Raw genomic sequence first — 15,658 nt, 5'->3', positions numbered from 1 at the left:
TTTATCCGCTTAAAACCGCCGTTGCCTTGACGGATAAAACTTTCGTCAACGCCCGGATCAAAATTTTATTCTGAGCAGGCGTGCCGACGGTGATGCGCACGAACGCTTCCAATCCCGGCTCGCCGACGGGCCGGATAATGACTCCTTCCTCCAGGAGTCTTCGATAAAGGTCGCGGGCATTGCCTGCAGGGATGCGCGCAAACAAAAAATTGGCGGCGCTCGGTGAAACAACGTCAAAACCGAGCCGGCCGAGCTCTTGAGTTAAAAAACGGCGGCCCTGGCTGATCGTTTTCAGCGTGCGTTGAATATGGGCATGATCATCAAGCGCCGCCAAAGCCGCGGCTTGGCCGATCATATTGACGTTAAAAATCAGCCGGGCCCGATGGAGAAGGCGCACAAACTCCGCCGGTCCAGCCAAATAGCCGACCCGCAAGCCCGCCAAGCCCACGATTTTGGAAAGCGTTCTCAGGATGATGAGTTTGGGGTAAGCCTCAAAAAAGCCGGGCAACGTGTCCGGGTATTGCGACGCAAAAGCGTGGCGGGCGAAGTCATGATAGGCCTCGTCCAAAACAACCCAAGGCTCTCCACCGGCCGGCGATCCTCGCCGCAAAGCGGCGAAAAATTCCCTTAATTCGCGTTCCGTATTAAACGTTCCCGTCGGGTTATTTGGATTAGCCACAAAAATCACCTTGGCTTTAAGCTCCATGGCTTTCAAGGCCATCGCCGGCAGGTCGTGGCGAAAATCCTTCATCGGCACCTGGGTCACGCCGGCGCCCATCAAGCGCACGTGCTGGCGAAAGCGTGAAAAAGCGTACTGGCTGATGACGGCAGAATCGCAGGGGTCCAAGAGCGTTTCAACGACAAGCCTCAGCGCTTCATCAGCGCCCGAAGCGACAAGAATATTCTCAGGGTTTACCCGATGCACCCGGGCCAATTTGTCGCGCAAAACAGGAGCGGTCGGCTCAGGGTAGCGATGCATCTCTTTAAGCGCGGACCGAGCCGCGCGCAGCGCTTTCGGCGAAGGGCCGAGAGGGTTTTCATTGGAAGCCAGCTTGATGATGGTCCGCCGGGCAAGTTGAGGAATTTCTCTCTTTAATTCGGGCAGCGGCTTGCCGGGCTCGTACGATTCAAGCTCGAAAATAACTGGGCGGACGCCGGTGGTTACTGACATCTCTACCTTAATTCTATTAGAATCCTTATGCTTTGACTACCCGGTTTTTCGTCATTTTCACGTTGACCACACTCATCACCTTTTTTACGTCTTTTCTAGACGCTGGATTCCTGCCGGAAGGCGCTTTCAGCAACAAGGCCAAAGGAACGACCGCGGCTAGTTTCTTGAAGCTCTCCGCCTCGCCGCGAAGCGCGGCGTTGGCTGAGACGCTCAATCCATCGCAGGCCGATCCTCTGGCCGGCCTTCAAATGCCGGCTTCTTATTTGGGCGCCCCCGATGCCAGCAACTTCGCTTTAGGCAGCGGATTTTTGCCCGAAGGCATTATCCAGGCCAATGCGCTTTACGGCCATCCCGTCGGCTCAAAAAAAATCGTCTTGGCCGTGCATGAAGTCCTTCAGCCCTCGTTGGGCCTCTATGACGTTTTAGGCAATAAAACCGGGGAATTCCGCCCCGCGGATATGGCGGTCGGCTTGACTGTGGCCGGTGGACCGCAACCCGTTCGCTGGGGCGCGGGCCTTTCCTTCCTGCAATCTAAAATCGGGCCGGGCATCTCCGGGCAAGGCATGGCCGCCAACTTAGGCATGAATATCCCCTACGGGCGCTTCGCCGATCCCAATCTCTCTTTCTCTCTGGCGGCCGTTAATATCGGACCGCCGGTGAAATGGGGCAGCCGCAGCGTCGCCCTTCCTCTGAAAGGCCAAGCGCAAATGGGCTACAAAATGGGCGAGATGGCTTTTTTGGCCTTGGATGTGATCGCGCCCGTGGATCAAACGGCTTACGGCGCGGCCTCCATGGAGTGGAAACTCGCCTTCAACAACGAACCGTTGGCAGACGGCGGAGATCCGGAAAGCGGCCTGGCCGTGCGCGTAGGGGTCAATTCAAAAAATAAAACGGAAAGCTTTACGGGAAAACTCTCCTTCGGCCTGGGTTTATACCTGGGCGGCCTCACCATCGACGCGGCCCTGGCCCCGTTCGGCGATTTGGGATTTTTTCCTAGAGTCGGCCTAAGTATGGCGTTCTAACCTGCCGTTCGCTAAACGCAAATTGTCAAATTTTAATTCGAAAAATATCTAACGAGAAGAACGGCGCCGGCGCCGGCGATGCCGGCAACACCGCCGGAAAAAGCCATCCAGCTTGCCGTTTCAAAAAATGTTGTTGATGAACGCGTGTATGCGATATCGGCCAAGCCGGATGCAAACCCAACTCCCACGGCGGCGCCCAACGACGAAACCAATAAACTGATTCCCTGGCCATGCTTCTTCATCATTGCCCCCTGTGTCGCCGATCCAATCAAGCCGCCGGATCCACCGACAACAACCCCGGCAGTTCCGATGAATCTCTGGGCCCCCCTCGTCCACCACCGGCTAAGATAATAAGAAGGAATACCCAAAAGCGCGGCGCCGACCGTAATCCCTCCAGCTATCTCGCCCGCCTTTTGGCTGATAAAAACGCGTTGCATCGGGAGTCTGGAAGCCGTGGAAAAAGATAACTCCGGCAAATATTGCTTCTCCACCGGAACCGGACGTTTCTTCGTTACGCGGCCGGATGTCCGGGCACCGTCATTAATCATCCCCAAATGCTGCCAACCGCTTATTAAATCCTGTTGATCGGCAACAAGAGGAGTCACCCCGGACAAAAAACCGCTCAAAACGACCGCCATCGTTTTTAATTTTTTCATTGTCCCCGCATTTTTTTTCGCTATTGCTTTTGAGATTCAGCCACGACTTGCTCAAACACAAGCAAACAATCATCCGCGGCTTGTTCGACTTCGCTATCGAGGATGCGTTCGGAACCTTGGAGATTGTCGATGTTTTAAATTAAAATTCTTTCGGCGCTTAGGGCACGGCATCCGGCAGGGGCCCGGATTCCAGCCATAAGTGACTAAAGATTTTTTGGCCGGAGTTGTTCATTTCCATAAGCTTTTTAAGATCAGTTTGAAGTTGCTCGTCGGCCAGATCAAGCGCACGTTCCATAACACAGTTTTTGCCGGAAGCTTTACCTTGAAAAAGTGACCCATTTGCTTGCTCATAGAGGCACTTCGATACGGGAGAATGGCACTGAGCATTGACCTTGGTGGAATAAGATTGAGTCCGGATGTCATACGCTGGAAATTCCAGTTGACATGTTTTAACTGCATAATCAATTGATTTGGATAATTTGGCATGCTGGGCCAATTGGTTGGCAACCAGTTCAGAATCCCACGTTTGATAAAGCTTCAACTTGCTCATTTCGTAAAGAAACGCCTTGTTAAATTTCTCAAACATTTCATAATGACGGTGATTCCAATGGCCCTCATTTTTGGCAGAGCCAACATAACGATCAAGAGAGTCTGCTAGCTCCCGGAAACCGGTGCGCATAAAAGTCAGGTGTTCCCGCAGCATTGAATCTATGGAGTGGGCATCGACCATGGTGCATGTAGGACAGCCCTTGAACCGGTCATTTACTGCGCAGAGTTGAATCGGCATGATCAGATTCATTGTTGTTTTTTCCCAGCGTTTCCAAAAGCTTGGCGCATGACTTCCAAAACAGAGATTATGGTAGGACCCATTTGAAGAAGGATGTTGTGTAAACACATAGCCTCTTGGCCAATACACGCGGCAGGCATGATACAGGGTAAGAGGAGGCGTTTGGGATGGCTGCCGGCGGCGTAAAACCGGGTGGTTTCGAGCCCTCTTGATTGATTCGGCGGATGCTGTTGGAGAACTAAAGCCAATAACAGAGCACAAAATTAAAAATGTTATTTTTTGCATGATGACCCGTCTCCTTTTAAGTTTTTAAGTAGCCGATCAGCCGGCCGAGTGTCCAACCCATGGCGGCGCCTAGAATGGGGCCGATGGCGAAAAGGCCCATCATGACACCGGCGTAAACCCAAAATCCTGACAGAGTTCCGGTTAGACCGAGCGTCATGGGGATAGCAAAGCCCAGGATATAGCCGGCCCCTTGCCCAACGTAGCGGCCCGTCCTAGCCCCGCGGCGAGCCGCTGCCTGTTTTCTTTCTTGAAGAGAGGGGCCTTCGGCAGGGGCAGGGGCTTTAAGACCCCGGCAAAAGGGCACGTAATCATAGGCCTGCTCCAAAGGCACCTCGCGCGTAGTGTAAATGCGCTCATCCGTAGGCGTTTGGGCGCCGTCAAAACGGCCTTGTGCTTCTGCGGCCAAGTCATCATTTTGACCCGCATGGGATAAAGCAAATTCCCCTGTAATCAAAACTGAGATTAGTGCGATTTGAATTTTTATTTTCATTTAGTTATCCCCATTTATATCGCCAGTCGTCCGTCCAGGAGGGACAATGATTCGGCACAAGTTTCATGCGCATTTACCAACGGCCCGACGAGGCGCCGATAACTAGCCCCATAAGTCCGGCTACCAAGGCCGCCGCCATAAACGCCACGCCCAGAATGATTCCCTCAAGAAATCCGAACAACCCGGTCACAACTTTAAGCGGGCCGCTGACTCTTCTTACCTGCCACCGTATGGTGTTATAGACAGTAGCGACGAGGGTATAAGGGGACAAGACGATATTTCGCGCAGATACCCCTGCACGCATTGCACCGTTTTCATCGGGGCTCACCAAGGGTTTCGCGGGTTGCCAAACCGAACAATTGAAAGACTTCAACCTCTCTTGTTCAGAAGGATTCGTCCACCAATCACCGCAGCCATAAAGGTCATTAAAATAAGCGGCTTTCCAAGGAACGCTTAAAGGCGGCCTGCCTCTCATGGCCCGGAATCTTTGAAGGGCTTCCAGGTGTCGTTTCTTCGTTTCCGGATCGGTTGCGCGCGCGGCCTGCTCTTCCATTTCGACTTCGACCCCATAATCAACATTGGCCACCCTAACAGGTTGGGCGCCCCGCGGACCTTCTTTGAAACCATGAAACGTCTGAGATAAACTCGCTGATTCTTTCTCCCAAGAATCACCCCCGGCCGGCGCTCCCGGCGCCGCTTGCGCGCGAGAGATAGTCAAAATCAACAAAGCTGAAACAACAATTTTTTTCATAACCAACTCGTTATCAGATTAGCGGCTATATAACGCCGGTAGGCCGTCACGCCAAAGATTACGCCCCAGAGCAATGCCACAGCGCCCAACACGGCAACCATAGCCGCCACCGTCCCAGGTATACTGGAGAAAGCCGCCACACAGATCGCCGCGAAGCCAACCACGGCGCTTCCAATGGACAAGATCAGTTTCTCCTTGGCATCGGCCCGTAGGGCGGCCACTCGCATATTTTTCATATCGTAATAGGTCGGGTAGGGCAATACACCGGTTCTGGGCAATGCCGCCATATTCCCAGACGCTTTGCCGGCAGTAAGTGATGCGGCTTGAAGGTTAAATGGGTTTGCCGAGGAGCCGGCTTGCCTGCCTTCGCCGAAATGAGCCGCTAGGCCGGCGGCCTCCCTCTCTTCATCCCCTCCGGCCGGCGCTCCCGGCGCCGCTTGCGCGCATGAGATAGCCAAACCAAACACGACGGCGCAAAAGCAAATTACAGGCTTCATCTGTTTCATCTTTATCCTCCTTAGGCAAATCACTAGAGATATTAAAGATGAGAAAGCGTCTATCACCTAGGGTCCAACCGGTAAAAAGTTCCACAAACCTGGATGGGGTGGGCGGTTAAAAAAGTTAAATGATGATTTCACTTTCTTTTGGGGTTAGACTTGAAATACGATGAATGACAAATTCGCTAAATGCCTCGCGCGACTTCGGGAAGAAGAAGGCTACACCGCGGCGGCCCGGTTTTACAAAGCCAACGGAGGGAGGCAGGTTTTCGGGTTCAGCTACAACCAATATTTAAATTTCGAAAAAGCCAAATCTCTCCCCCTGCCCAAAACGCTCATCGCCCTGACCCAGATGCTCAGGCTTAAAGCCGATCTCGGCAAGCTAAGGGATTTCACGCTGGCTTATCTTGAATCCCTCTGGGGCAAGGAAATCTTGCACTCTATCCTCTTGCCGGCTTTTCAATCCGCAAGCGCGCCTGCCGGCGCGGGGCCGATGCAGCAAGCGTTGAAACAGGCCGTGGATGTGAAAAAAGTAAACCTGACGCAAAAGCAAGCTGACGTGATCAGAAGCTCCGCTCTGACGTTTTGGATTTATGAAGTGATGGTCAATGATTACGAGCCTTGGGATACGCAGCGTCTTAAGCAGATTCTGGGATTCCCTGAAGCTCAAATCGCCAAAGCAATCGAGAAACTGCGGCAAGTCGGGCTGGTCGATCGCAACAAAGACGGGCGCTTTTCCAGCCCGCTGACAGGAAAATTCATCCTCTTGCCGCGTTCACCGGCGCCGCAGAGCGCGGACGTGCCCGGCTATGCTCAACTCAAAAAGTTTTCGGCGGACATCGAGGTCAATAAAAAACCGAAAATCATTTTCCAGCGCTGGCTGACGGTGCGCGCTTCGGAATCCGAGTTGGCCAATTTCATCCCTTACCTCGGCCATGCGGTGTACGGTGTTGATATTTATTCGACGCTCAAACCCAAACCGGACTCCGGCTTATTCTTGGTCGAAGCCAGCATTAAAAAAATGTTCGATTTCTAACCTTTAAAAGCGTCCAACCGCCGCGATTAAGTTATGGATAAAATTTCGGGATGGGTAAAGCCAACCGGGCGAAATCAACTACTTTTTCATCTAATCGTTTCGGTCAGGATCAGTAACAACAGGATTGTCCTGAGCGTATTGATAGGCCCGTTGATAAACGCCGTCACGAAACCAAGTGTTGTAGACACCTTTCGCCAAAAAATAAAACCCCACGGCCAAAGCGGCATTCAAACAAAACATCCCGCCCTCATCCGCCACCCAAGCGGCTCTTCCTTTACTTTTTAACTCGGTAATAAGGAGCACGCTAGGCGACAACAAAAAGCCCCCGACGCCTGCGGTAACACCGACAAAAAAACCGACTTTATCCGCCCTTCGGCTTGCATATTGAATGCTTCGGATATGAATTGTGTTTGGATTTTCGACCACATGGAAATTTGTTCTGACATTTTTGAAGTCGGTGGACAAAAATTTTATCGCTTCACCGGTAGAGCCGCTGACGCGCACAGGGTCCGTCTCCTTTTTTAGCCCTACCGATAAGGAACGGAATGCAGATGACGAAGATTGATAATGACGATATTCTCTTCATTTTTTTATCCTCCTACCAATTTCCTGTAAAAGCGCCGGCCAATAGACCAAAAACAGAGAAGAACAACGCAACGACAAGGACAAAAGCGCCGACTATAAGACCTTCAGCAAGGCCAAAAAGACCGACGCCGACTTTGGCAAGCGGGTTGTCGACTTTGCTTGCTTGCCATTTAACCGTGTTGTAAACCGTGGTTGCCAGGGCATAGGGCGCCAAAATTAAATTTCTTGCGGCTTTAGTGAATTTTGGAGCGCCGTCACAAACCAAACTGCATTGCTCCCGCGCCTCAAGATCACTTTTGTTAGGGTAAACAAGAGGCGAAACCGGCGCTACAACACACTTGTCGAACGTTCCATCGCAATCGCTGCCGGAAACGCCAAGCGTGTAGTCGGGTTTTTCACTCCCTTCCATAATCACCTGAGGCTGCGCCGCCTGTTTTTCCTCCTCGCTGTTTAAAGCCGGTGAACCGGCAAAAACCGCCGTGCTGCTTGCTATTAAAACCGCCGCCATTGCCAAAAATTCTTTAGACCATCCGTTCTTCATTTTGAATCCACTCCTTATTTTTAGTCAACCAACCAATCGCTGATAGCGGCGCCAATCACGCCGCCGACGGCGCTAAGGCCCATGGTCATAGCGACCGCACCAGGCTCACCCCTCGATACCCTTCTTTTCATCTTATTTGCTCTCCTCGCACATTTCCGGATACTTTTCGCAATTCCATTTTTGTGGCTTACTTTTTTCGCGTTCCAAATCTTGCGACCCCTTGATCGCCAGCGCAACGGATAAGCCCATCAGAACCGCTCCCAACACCTGAAAGAAAACAGGCCACAAAAAAGCGCCGGCGGCTAAAGCGCCGAAGGCCAGGCCCAAACCCAAAAATCCCAAACCGATCAAGCGCTTTCCAGCAGAACCTTTGCTCGTTAAAAGCACCCCGATACCCAAGGTAGCAAGCCCCAAACCCAAAACCCCGGGAACTAAAGACGGGTGGGCTGAACCGCCGCCGCCCTCCCAAGGTCTCTCCTCAATACCGTCGCCGTCCGAACTCGATCCGCCGGAACCAGGGCTGACGGACATGGCATTAAACGAACCCCTCCCGACGCCGCCGGCCCTGGTAGACGATGGACCGGGGTTCACGGGTAAGGCCATCGACGGCCCAGTTCCGGCTTCGCCGAAAAAAAACCGGGGCTGAGAGCTCAATTGTTCGGGCGTTTCGCCATAAACCCGCAAAGGAAGAACCTCCGATAATAAAAAAATGGATAGCAAGGAAATTCTCACCAAGAATATTAAAGACGATGCCGCGCCGGTCCCCTAGGGTCTATCTGACAAAAAGTCCCATAAAGAGAGATTCGTCAGCCTGTGAAAAAAATTAAATCTAGATTTAACTTCTTTCTTGAGCTAGGCTTAAGGCAGCATGCAAGAAAAATTCGGGGAGGTCTTAGCGCGACTACGAAAAGCGGCCGGATTTAAAACAGCGGCTGGGTTCTACCGCAGCAACGGCGGCTATGAAATTTTTGGATTTACCTACAATGAATACCTTAATTTTGAAACGGAAAAATCCCTCCCGCGCCCGCGTACCCTTTTAATGCTCGCGCGAATGCTCTTTTTGCGCAGCGACCAGAATGCCCTTGGCGAATTTACCCTGGCCTATATCAGCTCCGCATGGGGCCGCGACGCGTTCCAATACTTGCTGGCGCCGCTGTTGACGACCAGTGGAACCAGCCGTCAACGCCATCCCCTTCAAGCGGCCATGCAGCGAGCCGTTGAGCCCAAGCGTTATAATTTAAGTCAACGCCAAGCGAAAATTATCAAAGCAACTCCGGCCAATCACTGGGTTTTTGAAATTTTTTCCAATGACAAAAATTCCTGGAGCGTTCCGGCATTGGCCAAATTATTGGGGTTTGCTTCTAAAAAAATTCAAAAAGCCCTTGACGCGTTGACCGAGGCGGGTCTTGTCCGGCGCCACAAGACCGGCGACTACTATTCGCCCCATGCCGGACGATTCTTTATTTATCCTCAGTCCTATGGCGCAGAATTCGGCGAGCAGCCAAAATACGCCCCGGCGGTCAAATTTTATGATGAGATGGCCCGCAAGAAAAAAGGAGGCACGCTTTTTCGCCGCCTGGCGGCTTTTCGGGCTTCCCAAGCCGAATTAACCCAATACCTGCCCTACCTTGCCCAGATGGTTTGGGGTTCTGAAATCTACTCCACGCTGGACAAAAAATCTGATTCCGGCCTCTTTACCGTTGAAGCTACCGTTAAAAAAATATTCGACTTTTAAAAAATTCTTTGGAGATACCCCTGTTTATTTCTAAGATACTTCCATGAAATTATTCAATCTGTTTTTTATTTGCTCCTTGATTCTGAATCCCTTGACCGCTCTTGCCCAAAAAACGGCCGCCCTCTCCGTCGTCACGGCACAAGAAACGGAAAAATCCCTCACGCAATTGACGAATGACTACTGGCAAGCCTATTTGAAAAACAACCCCACCTACGCGACGTTTATCGGGGAGCACCGTTATAACAATCGCCTCGACGATTTATCCGCTGAAAACCGCAAAATGCAGCTAGCCGAACTCGACGCCTTCGCCCAACGCCTGACTGCCATCGATGCTTCGCTGCTTTCGGAAAAGGACAAAGTCACTCGAAGCATTCTGGCTCAACTTCTGGAATTCGATGCCGGACACCTCAAACACAACTTTCATCAATGGAATATCGATCACATGTACGGGCCGCAAACATGGTTCGCACAATTGATGAATTTCACGCCGCTGGCTACGGAGTCGGACGCCAAAAATCTCCTCGATCGTTTTCAGACGTTTCCCATTTATATCGATCAATATATCGCCAATTTAAAAGAAGGATTGACCCAAAAGCGTGCAGCCGCTCGTTTGGCCGTCGAGCGCGTGATCAAGCAAACCCAGGCCATGACATTGAAAGCCCCGCACGCGTCTCCTTTCGGCGACAAAGTGAAAACCCTGCCCAAAGAACTGGCCGAATCCTACGAGGAGACGGCCATGGCGGCCATCTCCACCCAGGTTTATCCGGCTCTAGAACGTTTGGTCCAATTTTTGAAAGATGATTACCTGCCGCAAAGCCGCGCCCAGGCCGTCGGTCTTTCCAGCCTGCCCAACGGCAAGGAGGCTTACCGGTTTCTGATCCGCTTTCACACAACCACCGACTATACCGCCGAGAAACTTCATGCCGTGGGCTTGGAAGAGCTCAAAAAAATCCAACAGGAAATGCAGGCCGTGGCCGCTAAATTAGGGCATAAAGGCGAATTGGCCGCGTTTATGGCGCGCGCACGCTCCGATCCAAAAAACTTTTTTTCGACCAGGGATGAAATTGTGGCTTCGGCTAAAAAAAACGTGGAAGCGGCCTACCAACAACTGCCGAAATTCTTTTTAAGCCTCCCCCAAATTTACTGCGACGTGCTGCCCATCGAGGACTACCGAGAAAAAGACGCGGTTGCCGCTTTTTACTATCAACCGGATCAAGACGGCAAACGTCCGGGCATTTATTACATCAATACCTATAATCCCCCCTCGCGCACGCGCTATACCATGGCGGCTTTGGCCGCCCATGAAGCCGTGCCCGGGCATCATCTTCAAATCGCCACGGCTCTGGAAGCCAAGGAATTGCCGGAATTCCGCCGCCAGCGTGATTTCACGGCCTTCACCGAAGGCTGGGGGCTTTACTCCGAGCGATTAGCTGAGGAAATGGGGTTTTATCCTGATCCCATGAGCCGATTCGGCATGCTGACGTACCAGGCCTGGCGCGCCTGCCGCCTGGTCGTGGATACGGGCATTCATGCCATGGGCTGGAGCCGTGAGAAAGCCATTGAATTCATGAAGACCAACGCGCCGTTGAGCGAGGAAGAAATCATCAACGAGGTGGATCGCTATATCATCTGGCCCGGACAAGCGCTGGCCTATAAAGTGGGCCAAATGGAAATCGAATCGCTGAGGGCTTATGCCAAAACTAAACTCGGCGAAAAATTCGACTTAAGGGAATTCCACGACGTTCTGCTTAAAAACGGCTCGATCCCGCTGCCGACGACTCGGGAATTGATCGAACGCTGGGTCCAGGAACGCGCCCGGGGCTGACCCTGTCTCGCCGGCAAAATTTAAACCAACAAAGCGCCGCCAAGACGCTGGCGTTGACGATTAAAAATCCAGGCCGCGACCAAAAGAATCCCCAAGGAAAAAACGGCGCCTCAAACGGCCAACAATAGGCCACGGGGAAGGGATGCGGGGGATGGGTCGGGATATCCATCACAATATGAAGCGCCCACGCGCCCAATTCCCACGGAACCCGGCGAAGCAAAGCCCAAGCCCCGGCGAATAAACCGGCCCAAACCACCAAGCTGTGCGTCGGCCAAAACAAACGGCCGGTTGGGACCGTTTCAAAATCCCCGAGTGAAAACCCGTCGGTGGCCATTTGAAAAACGGCCCATTCCTCGAAAACATTCCAGCGTAAAATCAAAAATGCGGCGATGGGCAAAAGATCCGGCAGCGCCCCAAAAGCAAAAGCCGCGGCCAAACTTTTCGAGCGCCGGGTCCGGCCGAAACAAATCATGCCGTAGAGGCCGTGGGATAAACTATCCACGCGGCACGCTCCCGACGACGTTAAGGCACTCGTCATGGATCAGCCCGTTCGTTGCGAGCGTCTCCTCGCTTCTAAAAATCGAATATTGAGTCCCGTCAAAATGAGTCATGCGCCCGCCGGCTTCCTCGATCAGCAACAAGCCGGCCGCAACATCCCAGGGCGAAAGGCTCCATTCCCAAAACCCGTCCGAGCGTCCGGCCGCCAGCCAGGCCAAATCAACCGCGGCGGCGCCGGTTCGGCGCACATCATGAACGATTCTCAAAAAGGATCGGTAATACTTCAAATAAAAATCCGCCCTTTCCCGCCGGTCATAGCCGAATCCCGTGACCATCAGCGCGTTGTCAAGGCGCGCAGCCTTGGTCACTTTAAGCCGCCGCCCTGAAGCCGGGGCTTTGCCGGCGCTCAGATAAGCCCCCGAACCTTGTTGAGCCCAAAACAACTCGTTCTGGGCCGGGGCATAAACAGCGCCCACAAGCGGCCGTCCGTCCATGCAAAAAGCAAAACTCACGGCAAAACAAGGAAAGCCGTGAAGAAAATTGACTGTTCCATCCAATGGATCAAGCACCCATAGCGGCCCTTTTTTAAAAGCCATGTCACCGCGGCTTAAATCCCCCTCTTCAGCCAAAATAGCTTCCCCGGGGAAGGCTTTGCGGATTTTTCCGACAATCAAATGTTGGGACTCATGATCCGCAACGCTTACCAAGTTGATGGGATCGCCTTTTTTATAGCTTGCTTGGGCGACGGTGATTTTTCCAAAGTAACGCCGCAGCAAATCCCCGCCGGACAAAGCCGCGTCGATGAGAAATTTCAAACGTTGTTTGAGTTCTTTTTCGCGCATAGCTCAATCATCAAATCAATCAAACCGTCGAAGGTATGGGTTTGGGCCTGCTGATAGGGAATGCCCAGCCCCGAAAGCGCGCGGGCCGTCTCAGGCCCGATGGCCAAAGCCGTCATCTCCTCTTTTAACAAACGCCTCCGAACGGGCCTCCAGTTGCTGGATAACCCCTTTCGAAATGCCTGGGCTTGGCTGCGGGAGCCGAAAAGAACATAGTCTAATTTACCCGAACGCAAAAGAGTCAGGATTCCAGGCGCAAACGGGCGGTATTCAAGCCGGTAGGGCGACAGGCGCACAACACGGGCGCCGCGTCTCTGGAGCAATCGATCCATTGAATGATCCGCGTTTTCCGAACGAATCAGGAGCACGCGTTGATTCTTTTTAACCGGGAGTTCTTGAGCCAGACACTGCGTGGTATAAGCGCTGGGCAGGAAGGCCGGCTTGAAGCCGAACATGCGCCTGGTGGCGGCTGCGGTCGCCGGGCCCACGCAAGCCAAACGCGCCGAGCGAACCACGGGCGAAAGATTTAAACGGCGCAGAGCGGCGACAACTCCCGTGGCGCTGGTAAAAATCACCCAATCAAACCCTGGCCGGCCGCCGGCCGCCGGATGATGGCTCCCGGCAGCGCCGTTGTCTTTTTTAATCAACAGAGGCGCATGAACAACGCATGCGCCTAATTTCTTTAATCGATTTTTCTCCGGACCCAGCTTGTCTCTGAGCAAAAGCACGGTTTGACAGGCCAATGGTTTGCTTGTTGAAGGCCGCATAAGACATACAGTATACAGCCGGGATGACGCTTAAGAAAAAGCCAAAAGCGCCATTTGAGCGCCCTTTAAACCGCGGCGTTTGGAAAAAAATAAAGGGTTCTCGGCACATTTAGTGCAATCCGTGGAAACCAAGACTTCCTCAAGGCCGCAGGCCAGCAGTTTATCCGCAGCGCCTTTTCCCAAATCAAGATAACAGCCGCTTTCTTTTTTGAGGCCCCAAGATTCCGGAAATTGCCCGGCCACATCGTCCCCAACTTGATAACAGCAGGAGCGCACATGCGGGCCGATGGCCGCCACAATTTCTCCGGCTTCCAAATGAAATTCAGCCGTCAGGGCACGAAAGGCCTCCTCCACGATGCCCGCCTTAAGCCCGCGCCAACCGGCATGGATCAAGGCTCCCATCGGCTCCTCTCGATGCATCAAAAAAATGGGCAGGCAATCCGCGATGAAAACGCCCAACGAAACCCCTTGAACGCGGCCCGCGACCCACCCGTCGATGCCGTCGGCGCGGTTTAAGGGCACATCCTCGATCTTCCTGACGACATGAATTTCCTTCCCATGCACCTGGTAACTGACCGCCAAATGCTTCGCGTCAAAATCGAGTTTTCTCAGGAAACGAACACGAGCAGCCTCTTCCTGCATATTTCCGGCCGCAAGCGTGGTGACAAAAAGCCCAAGGCGAGGATGGGGCGATAAAAATTCCGGGTTGCGAACAAAAGATCCGGCCTGATCAACAGGCCAGGATTGGAAACGGATTGCGTTCTTAAGCGGCAATCCCAGCCAGCGCCCCCTCGGGTTTTCTCGACGCAGGGGTCTCAAGGGCGAATGCTTCGGCCCTAGCCCTCAACGGACGGACCCATTTCGTAAAATTAGACGGCTTTAGGCTCAACTCATGCACCAAGCGCACAACCTCGGACGTGGGGATAAAGCGTTCCCAATCAAGCCTTAGAATGCGCACGCCCGCGTCTTCCATCTCATCTAGAAATTGAAGGTAATTGTCCCTCAACGCCGTCAAGTATTCGATGGTGATTGTCTTCTCCATCACCCGGCCGCGCACGTCGATTCGCTTGATGGCTGTTTCCGGTCTGCAATCAAGATAAATCAGCAGTTGCGGATAGACCAATTCGTGAAGAACCATATTATCGAAAAGGTCTAAATACGTCGCGTAATTCAAATCGGAAATGAACTTTTCAGAGTGATCGTTGAGCATGCGGGCGAAAATTGTGTCTTCCCAAATCGTTCTATCCTGAACCACGCCCCGGATTTTGCCCAGGCTGATGCGCGAGACGAATTCCTTATGCTGGCGGAACCGATGATTCAAAAGCCAAATCTGCATCATGGCGGCATAAGATTTCATGTCACCGTAAAAACGTTCTAGATAGGGATTGCCTCCCACTTCTTCCAAAATAGGATCAAAGCCCAAAGCCTGAGCCAAATCCACGGTCAATGTCGATTTCCCAACGCCGATAATGCCGGCGATCCCGATGTACCCTTCTGCAAACATGATTACCCCCTGATGTTGATTTTTGCTCGCTTACTTTTTCGCGCCGGCTTTGTTTTTAGCCGGAGCCTTGACGCGCTCAATCGTCACTTTTTTCATGATCACCGGCGTTCTAGGCCGGTCGCGCTCATCGCGATCGACCAGCGTGATCGCTTCGACGATATTCTGGCCGTCCGTTACTTCGCCAAAAATCGTATGCCGGTTTGTCAGCCACAGCGTGGGCTTGACCGTAATGAAAAATTGACTGCCGTTGGTATTGGGACCCGAATTCGCCATAGCTAAAAGGCCGGGGCGGTCAAACTTCAACGACGGGTCGAATTCATCCTCGAATTTATAGCCGGGGCCTCCGGTTCCGTTGCCCAGAGGATCGCCGCCTTGAATCATGAAATCCGGAATGACACGATGAAAAACCGATCCGTCATAAAGCTTTTTCTTTGTTTTCTGCCCTGATTTAGGATCGGTCCATTCCTTGGTTCCCTCGGCCAAACCCGTAAAATTGGCCACGGTTTTGGGCGTTTTATCGTCGAAAAGCCGACAGGTGATTTTGCCTAAATTCGTTTCAAAAATAACGTACATGCCGGGCTCCTTTTTTGTTTTTGATTTTTTAGCCTCGGCTTTTTTGGGCGCGCCGAGCGCTTTTTTGGAATCTGATTTTTGAGCTTGGCTTTGGCC

The 15,658-nt window shown here is 52.6% G+C and carries 19 protein-coding genes; 4 read left to right on the top strand and 15 right to left on the bottom strand.

Translation table 11 applies throughout. The annotated features are described in order from the left end of the window. Position 1: 1 nt before the first annotated feature. A complete protein-coding gene (gene hisC, locus HYT79_02215) occupies positions 2 to 1,171 on the bottom strand; it encodes a histidinol-phosphate transaminase (GenBank protein MBI2069391.1) in 1,170 nt (389 codons plus the stop codon). Between the two features lie 32 nt (positions 1,172 to 1,203). Here hisC and HYT79_02210 point away from each other — a divergent pair, with 32 nt between their 5' ends. After that, positions 1,204 to 2,193, top strand: coding sequence for a hypothetical protein (locus HYT79_02210; protein ID MBI2069390.1), 990 nt, complete (start codon positions 1,204 to 1,206; stop codon positions 2,191 to 2,193). A gap of 32 nt (positions 2,194 to 2,225) precedes the next feature. On the opposite strand, the gene HYT79_02205 is transcribed toward HYT79_02210, so the two are convergent. From HYT79_02205 to HYT79_02185, 5 genes are all read right to left on the bottom strand, one after another. Further along, positions 2,226 to 2,849 carry a hypothetical protein gene (locus HYT79_02205; protein ID MBI2069389.1) on the bottom strand — a complete coding sequence of 208 codons (624 nt, stop codon included), beginning with the start codon at positions 2,847 to 2,849 and terminating at the stop codon, positions 2,226 to 2,228. A 157-nt stretch (positions 2,850 to 3,006) separates the two neighbouring features. Beyond that, positions 3,007 to 3,921 carry a hypothetical protein gene (locus HYT79_02200; GenBank protein ID MBI2069388.1) on the bottom strand — a complete coding sequence of 305 codons (915 nt, stop codon included), beginning with the start codon at positions 3,919 to 3,921 and terminating at the stop codon, positions 3,007 to 3,009. A 16-nt stretch (positions 3,922 to 3,937) separates the two neighbouring features. After that, entirely contained in the window at positions 3,938 to 4,327 is a 390-nt protein-coding gene (locus tag HYT79_02195; protein MBI2069387.1) for a hypothetical protein, read from the bottom strand. A gap of 157 nt (positions 4,328 to 4,484) precedes the next feature. Then, positions 4,485 to 5,162 carry a hypothetical protein gene (locus HYT79_02190; protein MBI2069386.1) on the bottom strand — a complete coding sequence of 226 codons (678 nt, stop codon included), beginning with the start codon at positions 5,160 to 5,162 and terminating at the stop codon, positions 4,485 to 4,487. Then, a complete protein-coding gene (locus tag HYT79_02185; GenBank protein MBI2069385.1) occupies positions 5,159 to 5,659 on the bottom strand; it encodes a hypothetical protein in 501 nt (166 codons plus the stop codon). The genes HYT79_02190 and HYT79_02185 overlap by 4 nt, the downstream gene beginning before the upstream one ends. 169 nt (positions 5,660 to 5,828) lie before the next feature. On the opposite strand from HYT79_02185, the gene HYT79_02180 reads away from it, so the two are divergent. Next, a complete protein-coding gene (locus HYT79_02180) occupies positions 5,829 to 6,695 on the top strand; it encodes a hypothetical protein (protein MBI2069384.1) in 867 nt (288 codons plus the stop codon). Positions 6,696 to 6,785: 90 nt separating this feature from the next. Here HYT79_02180 and HYT79_02175 read toward each other — a convergent pair whose 3' ends face one another. From HYT79_02175 to HYT79_02165, 3 genes are all read right to left on the bottom strand, one after another. Then, complete coding sequence (locus tag HYT79_02175; GenBank protein MBI2069383.1) at positions 6,786 to 7,199, bottom strand: hypothetical protein; 414 nt, start codon at positions 7,197 to 7,199, stop codon at positions 6,786 to 6,788. Between the two features lie 94 nt (positions 7,200 to 7,293). Beyond that, positions 7,294 to 7,788, bottom strand: a complete 495-nt coding sequence (locus tag HYT79_02170; GenBank protein ID MBI2069382.1) for a hypothetical protein — start codon at positions 7,786 to 7,788, stop codon at positions 7,294 to 7,296. Positions 7,789 to 7,953: 165 nt separating this feature from the next. Continuing rightward, the gene (locus HYT79_02165) at positions 7,954 to 8,553 is read right to left on the bottom strand and encodes a hypothetical protein (GenBank protein ID MBI2069381.1); all 600 of its coding nucleotides are present in this window, start codon (positions 8,551 to 8,553) and stop codon (positions 7,954 to 7,956) included. 136 nt (positions 8,554 to 8,689) lie between these two features. Here HYT79_02165 and HYT79_02160 point away from each other — a divergent pair, with 136 nt between their 5' ends. Beyond that, positions 8,690 to 9,556 carry a hypothetical protein gene (locus HYT79_02160; GenBank protein ID MBI2069380.1) on the top strand — a complete coding sequence of 289 codons (867 nt, stop codon included), beginning with the start codon at positions 8,690 to 8,692 and terminating at the stop codon, positions 9,554 to 9,556. 43 nt (positions 9,557 to 9,599) lie between these two features. Further along, a complete protein-coding gene (locus HYT79_02155) occupies positions 9,600 to 11,381 on the top strand; it encodes a DUF885 domain-containing protein (GenBank protein MBI2069379.1) in 1,782 nt (593 codons plus the stop codon). Here the strand turns inward: HYT79_02155 and HYT79_02150 are convergent. Genes HYT79_02150 through HYT79_02125 form a run of 6 tightly spaced genes read right to left on the bottom strand, consistent with a single transcriptional unit; the run spans position 11,305 to position 15,562 of the window. Further along, positions 11,305 to 11,883: a hypothetical protein gene (locus HYT79_02150; GenBank protein MBI2069378.1), complete on the bottom strand. Its 579-nt coding sequence runs from the start codon at positions 11,881 to 11,883 to the stop codon at positions 11,305 to 11,307. The genes HYT79_02155 and HYT79_02150 overlap by 77 nt on opposite strands. Further along, positions 11,876 to 12,721, bottom strand: a complete 846-nt coding sequence (locus HYT79_02145; GenBank protein MBI2069377.1) for an inositol monophosphatase — start codon at positions 12,719 to 12,721, stop codon at positions 11,876 to 11,878. The genes HYT79_02150 and HYT79_02145 overlap by 8 nt, the downstream gene beginning before the upstream one ends. Further along, positions 12,691 to 13,485 (bottom strand): uroporphyrinogen-III synthase, encoded by a 795-nt coding sequence (locus HYT79_02140; GenBank protein ID MBI2069376.1) that lies wholly within the window; start codon positions 13,483 to 13,485, stop codon positions 12,691 to 12,693. Before HYT79_02140 ends, HYT79_02145 begins: the two co-directional genes overlap by 31 nt. Positions 13,486 to 13,515: 30 nt before the next feature. Continuing rightward, positions 13,516 to 14,259 carry a laccase domain-containing protein gene (locus HYT79_02135; protein MBI2069375.1) on the bottom strand — a complete coding sequence of 248 codons (744 nt, stop codon included), beginning with the start codon at positions 14,257 to 14,259 and terminating at the stop codon, positions 13,516 to 13,518. After that, positions 14,249 to 14,989: a deoxynucleoside kinase gene (locus tag HYT79_02130; GenBank protein ID MBI2069374.1), complete on the bottom strand. Its 741-nt coding sequence runs from the start codon at positions 14,987 to 14,989 to the stop codon at positions 14,249 to 14,251. The genes HYT79_02135 and HYT79_02130 overlap by 11 nt, the downstream gene beginning before the upstream one ends. Positions 14,990 to 15,019: 30 nt before the next feature. Then, on the bottom strand, positions 15,020 to 15,562 hold the full coding sequence (locus tag HYT79_02125) for a peptidylprolyl isomerase (GenBank protein MBI2069373.1): 543 nt from the start codon (positions 15,560 to 15,562) through the stop codon (positions 15,020 to 15,022). Positions 15,563 to 15,658: the final 96 nt, after the last annotated feature.

The sequence above is a fragment of the Elusimicrobiota bacterium genome, from assembly GCA_016180815.1.
Taxonomy (GTDB): Bacteria; Elusimicrobiota; Elusimicrobia; order JACQPE01; family JACQPE01; genus JACPAN01.
This window is presented reverse-complemented; position numbering and strand designations above follow the sequence as displayed.

What these genes read in the sequence shown, in the direction of transcription:
- HYT79_02145 (MBI2069377.1), bottom strand. Translation starts at nt 12,721, where the DNA reads ATGCGCGAAAAAGAACTCAAACAACGTTTGAAATTTCTCATCGACGCG.
- HYT79_02160 (MBI2069380.1), top strand. Translation starts at nt 8,690, where the DNA reads ATGCAAGAAAAATTCGGGGAGGTCTTAGCGCGACTACGAAAAGCGGCC.
- HYT79_02130 (MBI2069374.1), bottom strand. Translation starts at nt 14,989, where the DNA reads ATGTTTGCAGAAGGGTACATCGGGATCGCCGGCATTATCGGCGTTGGG.
- HYT79_02170 (MBI2069382.1), bottom strand. Translation starts at nt 7,788, where the DNA reads ATGGCGGCGGTTTTAATAGCAAGCAGCACGGCGGTTTTTGCCGGTTCA.
- hisC (MBI2069391.1), bottom strand. Translation starts at nt 1,171, where the DNA reads ATGTCAGTAACCACCGGCGTCCGCCCAGTTATTTTCGAGCTTGAATCG.
- HYT79_02185 (MBI2069385.1), bottom strand. Translation starts at nt 5,659, where the DNA reads ATGAAGCCTGTAATTTGCTTTTGCGCCGTCGTGTTTGGTTTGGCTATC.
- HYT79_02190 (MBI2069386.1), bottom strand. Translation starts at nt 5,162, where the DNA reads ATGAAAAAAATTGTTGTTTCAGCTTTGTTGATTTTGACTATCTCTCGC.
- HYT79_02205 (MBI2069389.1), bottom strand. Translation starts at nt 2,849, where the DNA reads ATGAAAAAATTAAAAACGATGGCGGTCGTTTTGAGCGGTTTTTTGTCC.
- HYT79_02200 (MBI2069388.1), bottom strand. Translation starts at nt 3,921, where the DNA reads ATGCAAAAAATAACATTTTTAATTTTGTGCTCTGTTATTGGCTTTAGT.
- HYT79_02125 (MBI2069373.1), bottom strand. Translation starts at nt 15,562, where the DNA reads ATGTACGTTATTTTTGAAACGAATTTAGGCAAAATCACCTGTCGGCTT.
- HYT79_02155 (MBI2069379.1), top strand. Translation starts at nt 9,600, where the DNA reads ATGAAATTATTCAATCTGTTTTTTATTTGCTCCTTGATTCTGAATCCC.
- HYT79_02140 (MBI2069376.1), bottom strand. Translation starts at nt 13,485, where the DNA reads ATGCGGCCTTCAACAAGCAAACCATTGGCCTGTCAAACCGTGCTTTTG.
- HYT79_02180 (MBI2069384.1), top strand. Translation starts at nt 5,829, where the DNA reads ATGAATGACAAATTCGCTAAATGCCTCGCGCGACTTCGGGAAGAAGAA.